At 69.4% G+C, this 12,150-nt stretch carries 9 protein-coding genes and 1 tRNA gene; 6 read left to right on the top strand and 4 right to left on the bottom strand.

Translation table 11 applies throughout. The annotated features are described in order from the left end of the window. The first annotated feature begins 25 nt into the window (after window positions 1–25). Window positions 26–790 carry an NAD(P)-binding domain-containing protein gene (locus ACFWY5_RS01395; protein WP_379630251.1) on the top strand — a complete coding sequence of 255 codons (765 nt, stop codon included), beginning with the start codon at window positions 26–28 and terminating at the stop codon, window positions 788–790. Window position 791: 1 nt separating this feature from the next. Here ACFWY5_RS01395 and ACFWY5_RS01390 read toward each other — a convergent pair whose 3' ends face one another. Continuing rightward, on the bottom strand, window positions 792–2,015 hold the full coding sequence (locus tag ACFWY5_RS01390; RefSeq protein WP_379630250.1) for an MFS transporter: 1,224 nt from the start codon (window positions 2,013–2,015) through the stop codon (window positions 792–794). A 54-nt stretch (window positions 2,016–2,069) separates the two neighbouring features. Further along, complete coding sequence (locus ACFWY5_RS01385; RefSeq protein WP_379630249.1) at window positions 2,070–2,390, bottom strand: CU044_2847 family protein; 321 nt, start codon at window positions 2,388–2,390, stop codon at window positions 2,070–2,072. 48 nt (window positions 2,391–2,438) lie between these two features. Between ACFWY5_RS01385 and ACFWY5_RS01380 the strand changes: the two genes are divergently transcribed. Together ACFWY5_RS01380 and ACFWY5_RS01375 are read left to right on the top strand one after the other, a co-directional pair. Beyond that, a complete protein-coding gene (locus tag ACFWY5_RS01380) occupies window positions 2,439–5,864 on the top strand; it encodes a trypsin-like peptidase domain-containing protein (protein WP_379630248.1) in 3,426 nt (1,141 codons plus the stop codon). A gap of 703 nt (window positions 5,865–6,567) precedes the next feature. Then, the gene (locus ACFWY5_RS01375; protein WP_379630247.1) at window positions 6,568–6,993 is read left to right on the top strand and encodes a sensor histidine kinase; all 426 of its coding nucleotides are present in this window, start codon (window positions 6,568–6,570) and stop codon (window positions 6,991–6,993) included. Window positions 6,994–7,856: 863 nt separating this feature from the next. Here the strand turns inward: ACFWY5_RS01375 and ACFWY5_RS01370 are convergent. Further along, entirely contained in the window at window positions 7,857–8,105 is a 249-nt protein-coding gene (locus ACFWY5_RS01370) for a hypothetical protein (RefSeq protein WP_379630246.1), read from the bottom strand. Between the two features lie 254 nt (window positions 8,106–8,359). Next, window positions 8,360–8,433: transfer RNA gene (locus ACFWY5_RS01365), tRNA-Lys, on the bottom strand. Window positions 8,434–8,538: 105 nt separating this feature from the next. Here ACFWY5_RS01365 and ACFWY5_RS01360 point away from each other — a divergent pair. From ACFWY5_RS01360 to ACFWY5_RS01350, 3 genes are all read left to right on the top strand, one after another. After that, window positions 8,539–9,369, top strand: coding sequence for an AAA family ATPase (locus ACFWY5_RS01360; RefSeq protein WP_379612276.1), 831 nt, complete (start codon window positions 8,539–8,541; stop codon window positions 9,367–9,369). Beyond that, a complete protein-coding gene (locus ACFWY5_RS01355; protein WP_379630245.1) occupies window positions 9,369–10,703 on the top strand; it encodes a VWA domain-containing protein in 1,335 nt (444 codons plus the stop codon). Before ACFWY5_RS01360 ends, ACFWY5_RS01355 begins: the two co-directional genes overlap by 1 nt. A gap of 66 nt (window positions 10,704–10,769) precedes the next feature. Next, window positions 10,770–12,023 (top strand): lamin tail domain-containing protein, encoded by a 1,254-nt coding sequence (locus ACFWY5_RS01350; protein WP_379612274.1) that lies wholly within the window; start codon window positions 10,770–10,772, stop codon window positions 12,021–12,023. Window positions 12,024–12,150 lie beyond the last annotated feature (127 nt).

Here is a 12,150-nt window from a genome sequence, read left to right as displayed (position 1 = left end):
GGCTGCCCACATGAAGGAAGACACCATGAAGCGCATCGGGATCATCGGCGTGGGCGAGATCGGCCGGGCCATCGTGGTGGGTCTTTGTGAGGGAGCGGGGGAGCCGCCCGAGGTGTTCCTCTCCCCGCGGGGAGCGCGCACGGCCGCGGAGTTGTCCTCGTCCTACGACAGCGTGCGGGTGTGCGCGGACAACCAGGCCGTGGTGGACCGCTCCGAGCTGGTCATCATCGCCGTACGTCCCTACGACCGGCAGGAGGCGCTGGCCGGCCTGCGGGTGGACGCGGGCAAGATCGTGGTCAGCCTGATGGCCGGTGTCGGCATCGATGACGTGCGCCGGGTGCTCGCCACCGACGGTCCCGTGGTGCGGGCCATTCCGCTGCCGCCCGTACGCGAACGCGACTCCGTGACGGTGACGTGCCCGTCGCACCCGGAGGTGGACGCGCTCTTCGAACGGCTGGGCGGTGCGCTCCCGGTCGAGGACGAGGCGGGCTTCAACGTCTTCTCCGCGCTGACGGGGACGCTGACCACCCACTACTCCTACCTCGCCACGCTCGCGTCGTGGGCCGCCGGCCAGGGCGTGCCCAAGGAGGTCGCGGACCGCTACGTTCGCGGCCTCTTCCAGGGCGTCGGGCGCAGCCTGGGCGACGAGGCCCGCTCCCTGAGTCAGCTCGCGGCCGACCACGAGACCCCGAACGGGAGTAACGAACGCGTCCGAACGACCTGGTTCAACGACGCCAACTCCGAAGCTCTCGGCAAGGTCCTCGACGATCTGCTCGCCCGGCTCAAATAGCCTAGTCGTGGGCGATGTGCAGGAGCTGGCGCCACAGCAGCACCACGAACACCGCGGAGCCGGCGAACGCGAACCAGAACGGCGCCGCCACCCCGAAGCTGGTGGCCAGGATGCCGCCGATCAGGGAACCGACGACCAGGCCGCCGAAGACGCAGATGGTGTTGACGGCGCCCACCCGGCCCTGCAGCTCACGCGGGACCGCCCGCTGGCGGATGGTGACCGAGGTGGTGCCCCAGATGAAGGCGTGCGCGCCGAAGACCAGGAAGATGCCTCCGGCCACCCATGGCGAATGGGTCAGGGCCAGTCCCAGGTGGGTGAGGGTCTCGATGATGAGCCCGATCCGCATCAGCGCGCCGAGGCTGAGCCTGCGGGTGATGGTGCCATACAGCGCGGTGCCGATGAGACCGCCGATCCCGCTGATGGTGCTCATCAGGCCGAAGCCGATGTCACCGAGGCCGAGCTGGTCCTGGGCATACAGGACGAGCACCGACCAGGCGGCGCCGAACGTGAAGTTGAAGATCAGGATGGTGAGCGCCAGCGTGCGTACCGCCGCGTGCTTGATGGTCCACCGGAACCCGGCGACGAGCTCCCGGATCGTGTCGGGCTTGGGGTCGCCGGCCTGCCGGCCGTGGGGCGGCAGGCTGATCCGGCTGACCAGCAGGACTCCCGCCAGCACCAGCAGCAGCTGGCTGGCGAACGGCCAGGTGTAGCCCACGGCGAACAGCGCGGCGCCGATCGGCGGCCCGGCGAGCTGGTTGAGCGTGATGAACCCGGTGCCCAGGCGGGCGTTGGCGACCACGAGATCGTCCCGGTCGACCATCGTCGGGGTCAGCGTGGCCGTCGCGTTGTCGGCGAACACCTCGGCGACGGCTCTGAGCGTCAGCATGATCAGCGCCGTCACGACCGTCACCGTGCCGGTGGCCAGGAGGACGACGAGCACCGCGAGCACCACCGCGCGGGCCAGGTTCGCGACCATCACGATCCGGCGCCGGTCGTGCCGGTCCGACAGCACCCCGGCGTAGAGGCTGAAGAGCAGTTGCGGGGCCCAGCCCACCAGCGCCGACAGTGAGATCATCAGCGGGTCGCGGGTCAACGACGCGATCAGCAACGGCCCGGCGGCGGCCGCGAGCCCGTCGCCGAGATTCGTCAGCCAGCTCGACGCGAGCAACCAACGGAACCCTGTCCCCAGCCGGGCCGGCAGGACCCGTTCCACCACTCTGATCACGAGCGCAAAACCATACTTTTCATTGCCTACCTGCGGCAATGTGTTTTTCCTCTGTCAGCCGGCCTGTCCCCATTCGAGAACGACCTGGAACTGCGCCTCCGACGAGGTCTTCGCGATGGCCACGTCGGCCTCGCCGGAGATCTTGATACCGAACGTGAGCTCCAGCCGGTCCGGCGGGTTCTCGATGTCGCGCAGCTTGCGCGCGATGCTCTCCACGGCCGGGGTCACGCTGGTGATCGCCGCCTGCAGGGTGCTGCCGGCCTGGCGGAGAGCGCGGGCGGCGCGACCCGCCCGCTGGATCTCCTCGGCTTCCGCGGGCTCGACCTCGACGACCAGCCTGCCGCCGCCGTCCAGCGGTATCTCCACGTAGGTCACGAAGGGAGCGTACGGCAAGCCAGGCCGTTTGGGCTTAGCGTGGTTCGCATGCGGACGAGCGCCCCGAGCGTGGCCGGTGTGCTGGGCCGGGATGGGTGGCCGGTGGGGGCCGCCTTCCCCGTGACCGGCGAGCATCTGATCACCGCGGCCCACGTGGTGAGCCTGGCCGCCGGCCTCGACTTCGAGCTCGATCCCCCGCCGGAGGGCCGCGTCCCGGTGACCTTCCTGACCGGTGGCGCCCGGCTCGACGCCGAGATCATGCTCTGGGACGGGGAACACGACGTCGCCGTCCTCCGCCTCGGCCGGAACGTGGACGTGGCGCCCGCGCCGCTCGTCGACCACGCCTCCTTCGGCGAGCGGGTCGCCATGCTCGGCTTTCCCGACGGCAAGGAGCAGGGGGTGTGGAGCGTGGGTGTGCTCCGCGGCCCCCAGTCGCAAGGCTGGCTCCAGGTCGACGTCGAGGAGGGCAGCCGGTTTCACCTCGAGCGCGGGTTCTCCGGCACACCCGCCTGGCACCTCGATCGCGGCGACGTCGTCGGCATGGTGGTCGCCGCGTGGACGGGCGACCGGCGCAGCGGCTACCTCATCCCCACCGCCAAACTGCTGGAGGCCTGGCCGGGGTTACGCGACGCCGTACGGCCGCTCTCGCCCTTCCGCGGACTGCTGCCGTTCGGGCGCGAGCACACCGCCAGCTTCTTCGGCCGCTCGGACGAGGTCGCCCGGATCGCCCGGCTCGTCGCGGAACGTCCGGTGGTGACGGTCACCGGGCCGTCCGGCGTGGGCAAGTCCTCGATCATCCAGGCGGGCGTGATCCCGCGCCTCCAAGGCCCGGCGGTCGCCCTCTTCCGGCCGGGACAGGGACGGAGCCCGCTGCACGCGCTCGCCCTCGCGCTGACCCATGGGGAAGCGGCCGACCGCCTCACCCGGGCCGACGAGCTCGCCGGGCATCTGGAGCACGGCGCCATGCCGGAGCTGGTCAGCGCGGTTCTCGACCAGCTCGGCGCATCCCGGCTCATCCTGGTCGTCGACCAGCTGGAAGAGGTGCTCTCCGCACCGGCGGAGCAGCGTACCGCCTTCGCCAGAGCCCTGCTCCACGCCGAGCGGCCGAACTCCGCGCTCGGCGTGCTGGCCGCGCTACGGACCGACTACCTGACCCCCGTCCTGCGCGACGCGGAGCTCGCGCCGCTCGCGGCGGGGGAGCGCACCATCAACGTGGGCGAGCTCTCCACCCGCGGCCTGCGTGACGCGGTGCTCGAACCGATCACGCGGATTCCGCTGGTGGACTACGAGCGGGGCCTCGCCGTCCGGCTGCTGGACGACCTCGGGGTGGGGCCTGGACGGCTCCCTCTGCTGCAGTTCACCCTGGCCCAGCTCTGGGAACGCCAGTCGGGCGGGAAGCTGACACACCAGGCCTACGAGGAGATCGGCGGCGTACGCGAAGGCCTGAACCGCTTCGCCGAGCAGGTCTGGGGAGAGCTGACCGCGGACGAGCGGCGGGACGCCGAGCGCCTGCTCATCCAGCTGACCCGCCCGGACCCGGAGGGCCAGGAGATCACCCGGCGGAGCGCGCCGCGCGAGCAGCTCGACGCGGCGCAGTGGGCGGTGGCGCAACGCCTCGCCGTCTCCCGCCTGGTCGTCGTGGAGGAGGGGCGCCGCGCGGACCTCGTCCACGAGGCGCTGGTCACGCGCTGGACCCGGCTGCGGGAGCTCGCCCGGCAGGCCCGCGAATTCCGGCTCTGGCAGGAGTCACTGCGCCGGCGGATCGCGCTCTGGCGGCGGCACGACCGCCTCCCCGCCCGGTTGCTCGCCGGCGCGGACCTCGGCGACGCGCTGCGCCGCCTCAGGCAGCGGCCCGAAGATCTGAGCGAGGAGGAGCGGGAGTTCATCGGGCTCAGCGTACGGCGGCGCCGATCCGTCAGACGGCGGCGCGCGGCCGGCCTGGCCGTGGTGGTGGCTGCCGGGCTCGCCGTCTGGATCCCGCTCAGCGGCGCGGTCTCCGCCAACGCCGCGCAGACCCTGCTCGAACGGGCCGAGCAGCGAGCCGCCACGGACCCCTACGGCGCGGCCCAGCTGGCCATCCGCGCCCACAGGACACGGGACACCCCGGACACCCGCAAGAAGATCCACGAGTTGTACGGCGACGCCCTGCCGCTGGCCCGGATCATCCCGGACACCTCGGTCGGCCTCGTGTCCTTCAAGGGGGAGGCCCGCCCCGGCGGCAGCTTGTCCGGAAAAATCACGACAGACGGCCGGGCGCTGCTCACCCGCTCCCCGGACAGCAGAGTCGTCCTGTGGCGGCTCGGCAACGGCACCGCGTACCCGGTGACTCTGCCCGGCGAGGGCGCCGACGGCGCGAACCGCATCGCCCTCAGCGCCGACGGCCGCTACGCCGCAGCCACCTACACCGCCAGGATCGCGGTCACTCCGTACAGCCGGGTACCCGACGGCATGTGTGTGATCAAGGTGCCTGACTCGCCCACCGCGCACGAAGCCTTCACCGTGGTGCGCACCTGCCTGGTCGTCACCGACCTCGCCCGCATGGCCACCGTCTTCGCCCTTGTGCTGCCGGACAACGTCGTGCCGGGAGCGCTCTCCATCGATCCGGAGGGGCAGAGCGTCGGGCTCGTCACGGCCGTGGCAGGGAAGACCAGCATGATGCGCTGGGACCTGCCCGGCGGCAAGGCGCTGCCCGCGGTTCCGCTGGAGGTGGGCCCCACCGACTCGATCTCGTTCTTCCGGCTCGTCGCCGGCGGTGCCGTACTCGGACATCTGGTCTTTTCCACCGACACGAAGGCGGGCAGGCAGAACGCGACCGGTCACCGGCTGCTTCGCCTGGCCTTCGACGGCGCCACCACCGTGCTGCACGAGAGCCTGGCGAGCTCCATCGTCACGATGAGCGCGGACGGACGCCGGGTGGCGGCGTTCGAGGAACGTGAGAAGCAGCCGGCCTTCCTCGTCTGGGATGCCGAGACCGGCCGGCAGATCGCCCGGCTGGACGACATGAGCCTCTCGGAGTCGGTCGGCTCGCCCGCCTTCGACGCCACCGGATCCACCCTCCACAACACCTGGCTCGACTTCCCGCTCGCCCAGCCGAGCAGCCTGTCGCTGGAGGACATGCGGGTCTTCGCCACCCAGTTGAGCGACGCGCAGCGGGTCACCCGCTGGTCGATTCCCGGCGGGCGACGTGCCGAGCAGCTCCGCCTGCCCATGGCCTGGCGGACCCTGCTCCCGGTGGGCGACGACGGATTCGCCCTGGTCGCCGCTGACCAGATCGGGCTCCTGCTGCCCGCGGGCGGGCGGAGCGCCGCCGACCGGCTCGCCACGATGGCGGCGCGGGGCGCCGAGGCCGCCTCGCCCGGGGTCGAGGCGGAGCTGGCTCATCTGTGCCGGGTGTACGGAGAGCTGGCCGCCGAGTCCGACGAGATCAAGAAGCTGGTGCCGGACGGCGGCCACACCGACCCGCTCTGCCCCTGACGGTCGCCTGCGTGCCGGGTCGGACGGCGGCGGTAGGTGCTGGGGCCGGTGCCGAAGGTCCGGGAGAAGGACGATGGACGGGTGAATCCCCAGCGGGCGCCGATCACCTGAACAGGCTGTGACCTCGACCTGCCCCAGGCTCAGGATCCGGGTTCACGCTCGGAACCCTGACCACGGCCCTGGACACCACATGCCGGTACCAGTCGGCCCTGTCCTTCGGCACGACCTCGTCCGTGGACATCCGCACCCACACGACGGTCTCCTCTCACGAAGCGCTGGACCGGGGTTGGGGCACCGTCCGCTACGCTGCCAACCGTCCCGGCACCCTTGCGTACCCGCGGCCGACCGGTATATGAACGAAACGCCCTTAAGAGGCGGATGCCCCACTGATCGGTGATCTTGGGGATGATCCCGCCTACGCGGGATCACAGGTTCTCACCAGCTCAGAAGGACTACGGTGACGGGCTGCTGTGCCAGGCACGCAGGATTCCTGTCCAATACTTGCACGGACGACTCGCCTGCCTCCGTGTGTGGATATCTATGAGGAAGTTGCCGAGCTGACAGCGCATCGACATGACCGACGCCTGGGAACTGCGCGGTGGGTGGCGCCTCGGTCTACGGCTCGCACGCAGACGATCCCCGTCCTCTTCACCGTGATCTTTGTCCAGTTGGGCTTCCCCTCCGGGAAGAGAAAGGCCACTACGTGACTCAGCAGTTCCAGGAGCACCACACCTGGCCGCAGGACCTCAGGCGCGAGCTGGAAATCCACCTGGCCGACTGGTCTCAGCGCACGGGGATCGCGGTGGAGACCTGGGCCCTGCCTGCGGAACCTGTGTCAGGTCCGGTGGCCGACACCGCCCTGGCCTGCATCTTGGAAGCTCTCTCCAACGTCGAACGGCACAGCCAGGCGCAGACCGTGTCCATCGCCGTGACGGTGAACCGGGGCGGCCTGCGCCTCACGGTAAGCGACGACGGTCGCGGCTTTCACGAGGCAGTGGACGGCAAGGGCATGGCCATCATGAGAACGCGCATGGCCGCAGTCGGCGGTTCCTGCTCCATCAACGGCACCCCGGGCGGCGGCACCACTGTCACGGGCGTGATCCCCCGAGCCCGCGACCAGCTGTATTGACGCGATCCGAAAGGGTCGACGCGATGCTGATCTACGGTAGATGCCACCTGCGATCAGCCCGGACGAGTACGCCGGTCACTACAACACGCATCGACCGCACCAGCCCTGCCGGCAACGCCCACCCAACCATGACAAACACAGCGCCGTAGGTGTTAGGCGGTGCGATCACGAGAACCACCGAGCCGCGTGACCGGCCCGATGAAACGCCGGCTCAGACCACGTGTACGAGTTTTGAAGCGGCACAGCCCTGTCGCGCCGTGGTAGTCGACAAAGGAATTCGCGAGGCATTACCTGCGAGTTCTGGACAGAGTCTCGAGGTACCGACGGACGCTTGCGGATTCCTCCGTTCTGCGGGGCGCTTTGGTAAGGCTGGAATCCAAGCCTTCCGACGGCCAGAACTGTATGCACCATTCCTCGACTCCATGTGGAGGAACATCTTCGTCTGGCCAGCTCCAGCCGGTTCCCGGACGACGGCTTGCTCTGATCGCCCAGTCGCCGGCGTCTTTACGCAGATCCATGGGAACGGGCGGGGGACCGCTGCCGAACAGCTCGCTCAAGTAGACGAGACCTGAGCTGGAGTAGAAAGACGTCGTCTTACTTCTCTCCCAGGAGCCGGAGATGTCAGGAGGAGGGCCATCCCATAGCTCCAGAACCACCGGGGTATCGTGCCACGGGGCGCTGCTCAGGAATACCGCCCAGTTCAAGGTCGCCTCGAACCAGGAGCCCTGGCTGAGGCGTGCTGAGATCTCCTCCAGGCGAGGCCAGCCAGGTGGCTCGTCCAGCGTCCCCTCCTGATCTCTCAGTAAGAATTCGCTTCTCTCCACTGTGATGACCTCGCGGAGACGTTCAACGAGTTGAGACATTCATTCTCCGTACGTCCCGATGGCGCAGTGTGCGGCCTCCGCGTGGAGACCGCACACTGCGTTTAGGCGGGCGTCACCGTCCACAGGGCGACTGTTCTTGACCGTCAGTCTCTCTATGGTGGCGACGGCATCTGTGCCCTGTCTCCGTCCTGCGGTGGTCGTCGCCGCGGCGGCGACGGACGTGTTCGTGTCGGCCTGGATCTGAGCGGCGGTCTGGACGACGTTGTAGACGCGCACCTCGCCGGTCATCAGCGCCTGCGCGACTTGCGCGCCGTTGGAGGATCGATTTCTGCTCGCAGGACTGCTGCGCCACCCTGCCCATGGACAGGCCTGGAGGTGGCCGCACTCGGCGGCTCCGCTGTGTGGGACATGCGGCTCCCGTCACATAAGGAGTCCGAGCTGCGGCCGGTTTGAGCCGTCAGACCCCTCGCCTGGATGAGGGCAGGAGTCTATGAGAACCGAGAAACCCCAGCTCAGCGCACTGAACTGGGGTTTCGATCGGGTGCGCCGCCAGGGACTCGAACCCCGGACCCGCTGATTAAGAGTCAGCTGCTCTAACCAACTGAGCTAGCGGCGCTTGCAGAGAGGAATATACCGGGTCCTCCCCACCAAGCGCGAATCGATACCGGACGGCCTCAGCTATTAGAATAAAGTTCGGCCTACCCGCCTCGACAGGAGCGCTATGTTCGACTCGCCCGCCGATGTGTCCGTGCGGCTCGCCGCCGCCAGCTACCTCTCCGACGATTCCATAGCCACCTCCGTCTACCTGGCCGCCGCCCTCGGCAAGCCGCTGCTCGCCGAAGGACCGGCGGGGGTGGGGAAGACCCAGCTGGCCAAAGCCGTGGCGGAGGCGACCGGGGCGACGTTGATCAGGTTGCAGTGCTACGAGGGGCTGGATGAGGCTCGGGCACTCTATGAGTGGAACTACAAGAAGCAACTGCTCAGGATTCAGGCGACCAGCACCGATGAGGACATCTTCGGTGAGGAGTTCCTGCTGGAGCGGCCGTTGCTCAAGGCGGTGCGGGCCAGTGAGCCCACGGTGCTGCTCATCGATGAGATGGACAAGGCGGATGTCGAGGTCGAGGGCCTGCTGCTGGAGCTGTTGTCGGATTTTCAGGTGACGATTCCGGAGCTGGGGACGATCGCTGCCGTTCGCCGGCCGTACGTGGTGCTGACCTCGAACGCGACGCGTGAGCTGTCCGAGGCGCTCAAGCGGCGGTGTCTCTATCTGCACATCGCTTATCCGACGCCGGAGCGGGAGCGGGACATCGTGCTCAGCCAGGTTCCCTCCATCCGGGCGGATCTGGCTGAGCAACTGGCGCGGACCGTGGCCACGCTCAGGGCGCTGGAGCTGAAGAAGGCGCCGTCGGTGGCGGAGACGGTGGACTGGGCGCGGACGCTGCTGGCGCTGGGCCGGGACGAGCTGGATGAGGAGACGGTCGCCGCCACGCTCGGGGTGGTGCTCAAGCACAACTCCGACCATGTGCGGGCGGTCAAGGAGCTCGGGCTCTGATGTCGCTGGTCGACAGGCATGTCGGGTTCGTGCACGCGTTGCGCGAGGCGGGGGTGCCGGTGTCGCTGGCCGAGGGGCTGGATGCCGCGCGGGCGCTGCGGGTGATCGATCTGTCGCAGCGGGAGGCGCTGCGGGCCGCGTACGCGACCACGCTGATCAAGAAGCCGGGGTATCGGGCCGGGTTCGACGTGCTGTTCGACCTGTGGTTCCCGCCGGTGATCAGCGGGCTGCACGTCCCGGCGGATCAGGACGGCGATCCTCGTGAACGGCTGGCCGGCCTGCTGGTCGACTCCGGCGACGCGGAGATGGCGGAGTTCGCCCGCGCCATGGTCGAGCGGTTCGGACGCCAGCCCGCCGGACCGGGGCGGCAGAACTGGTTCAGCTACAGCGTCCTGCGCGCCCTGTCGCCGGAGACGCTCATGGCGCGCATCCTGCGGGAGGTCCTGGCCGGTCAGGAACGCGGCGGCCTCGCCGAGAAGACGGCCCGGCAACGGGTGAACGCCAATATCGCGCGATTTCAGGATGCGGTGGCGGCGGACGTCCGGCGGCGCATCGCCGAGGACTCCGGCGTCGAGCGCATCGCCCGCTCCACCGTGAAGCCGCCGCTCGACCAGATCGACTTCCTGCGCGTCACCAAAGCGGACCTGGCACGGCTGCGCAGGGAGGTGTACCCGCTGGCCCGCAGGCTGGCGGCACGCCTCACGATCAAGCAGCGGCGCGGCCGCCGGGGGCGCCTGGACTTCCGGTGGACCGTCCGTGCCTCGCTGCAGAGCGGCGGGGTGCCGCTGACGACGGTGTTCAAGCCGCCCCGGCCGCACCGCCCCGAGCTGGTGGTGTTGTGCGACACCAGCGATTCGGTGGCGTCGTTCGCACATTTCACGCTGTTGCTCACCTACGCCCTGAGGGAGCAGTTCACGAAGGTACGCGCGTTCGGCTTCGTGGACCGGGTGGACGAGATCACCAGATTCTTCGTCCCCGGCGCTGACGTCGTCGAGGCGATGACCACGCTGGCCAACGAGTCCGACATGATCAGGTTCGGGCGTACCAACTACGGCCACGCCTTCGAGGGCTTCGCTGAGCGGTACGGCGACGCCGTAGGACCCAAGACGTCCTTGCTCATCCTCGGCGACGCCCGCAGCAACTACCAGCCCCCGGCCCTGGACACGCTGAAGGCCCTGACTGCCAAGGCCCGCCACGCGTACTGGCTCAACCCGGAACCCACCGCCCAATGGGACACCGGCGACTCGATCGCCTCTTCCTACGCCACGGTGATCCCCATGCATGAATGTCGAAATGTCCAACAACTGACAGCATTCATCGAGACACTCGCATAAGTCGAGACAGGGGCCCGGGGCTGGGTTACGTTCCCGTCAGACACCCAGTCCCGTCGAGGGGGCACCATGAGCTACACCCTGCTCAAAGGCGAGTTCGTCATCCGCTACCCCGATCTTCCCCGCCAGGGGCCGGAGCCGGACGGCGACACGGTCAAGTTCAAGCCTGACGCCCCCGCGCTGGTCGAGGGCCTGCCCCGCCCCACGGGAACGCCCCCGAAGATCAACGGCCGCGGCATCTCCACCCGCCTGGAGGCGATCGACGCCCTGGAGACGCACTTCGGCGACACCCACCAGGAGTTGCGGGGAGCCAACGCCGCCCGCGACGAACTGCTGCGCCTGCTCGGCTTCACCAATGTGGTCTACTTCCCCGATCTGCCGAACAAGGTCCAGTCGGCCGACCAGGACTCGATCCGCGGCCACGTGCTGTCGAACGGCATCGACGGCAACGGCCGCCTGATCGCCTTCGCCTTCCCCGGCGAGCATCCGGGCGCGGACGGCTCGGCGGTGTTCCTGGACGAGGCCGGAGTGGACCGTTCCGTCAACGCCGCCCTGATCAAGAACGGCCTGGCCTACCCGGCCTTCTACGCCACCCTGCCCGCGAGCCTGCGCGAGCACCTGGCCACGGCCTCACGTACCGCGCGCGACGGCAACGCGGGCATCTGGCCCAGATCCACCGGCGACCCGAACGGCACCGCCAAGATCGCCGACCTCCACGCCCTGCAGCAAGCGGTGATCTGGCCCAAGCTGTTCCGCCGGCTCGTCCCCTATCTGGCCTCGGGCCGCACGACGTTCGACGGCTTCGACGCGTGGCTGCGTGAGGACCCGGTCAACCGCGACGACCAGCTCTTCCTGCTGCAGAAGGGCGAATACGGCAACATGCACGACGTCGTACGCGCCGCCGGGAACGAGATCCAGCTCACCGCTTGGCCCGAGGACTTCATCATCAGCCCCGACCCGGCCCCGCCCGGCGCGCCCGTCCACCCGAGGCCCGCGGCGATCGGCGACGTCCTCATCGTGGCCGCGCTCCCCGACCCGGTGGGCCCCGACGGGGGCCGCGAGCGCGTCACGCTGATCAACACGACGCCGAGCCCGGTCAACCTGCAGGAATGGGCGCTGCTCGACGCCGCGGGCGGCCGGCACGCCCTGTCCGGCACGCTCGGCGGCGGCGACGTCCACCAGGTGACGCTGAGCGGCGCGCTCCAGCTCGGCAACGCGGGCGACGCGCTGGTCCTCACCGACGGCGCGGGCGCGCTGGTCGACCAGGTCTCCTACAAACCCGAGGCGGTGCTGGCCGGCCGTACGATCTGCTTCGGGCGCTAACCCCCACCCATCCATTACGGCCCAGCCGCCCCACCCCCACCCGCCGACGCGGGCGGGGGCCGATCGTGGGGGTCGCTTCTCACGCCGGACACACGCACCACCGCAACGGCCAACCTCGACCGGCCAA

The sequence above is a fragment of the Nonomuraea sp. NPDC059007 genome, from assembly GCF_042740555.1.
In the GTDB taxonomy this organism is placed as follows: Bacteria; Actinomycetota; Actinomycetes; order Streptosporangiales; family Streptosporangiaceae; genus Nonomuraea.
Note: the sequence above shows the minus strand (reverse complement) of the source record. Positions and strands in the feature narration are given on the sequence as shown.

What these genes read in the sequence shown, in the direction of transcription:
- ACFWY5_RS01355 (WP_379630245.1), top strand. Translation starts at nt 9,369, where the DNA reads ATGTCGCTGGTCGACAGGCATGTCGGGTTCGTGCACGCGTTGCGCGAG.
- ACFWY5_RS01380 (WP_379630248.1), top strand. Translation starts at nt 2,439, where the DNA reads ATGCGGACGAGCGCCCCGAGCGTGGCCGGTGTGCTGGGCCGGGATGGG.
- ACFWY5_RS01395 (WP_379630251.1), top strand. Translation starts at nt 26, where the DNA reads ATGAAGCGCATCGGGATCATCGGCGTGGGCGAGATCGGCCGGGCCATC.
- ACFWY5_RS01370 (WP_379630246.1), bottom strand. Translation starts at nt 8,105, where the DNA reads ATGACCGGCGAGGTGCGCGTCTACAACGTCGTCCAGACCGCCGCTCAG.
- ACFWY5_RS01350 (WP_379612274.1), top strand. Translation starts at nt 10,770, where the DNA reads ATGAGCTACACCCTGCTCAAAGGCGAGTTCGTCATCCGCTACCCCGAT.
- ACFWY5_RS01360 (WP_379612276.1), top strand. Translation starts at nt 8,539, where the DNA reads ATGTTCGACTCGCCCGCCGATGTGTCCGTGCGGCTCGCCGCCGCCAGC.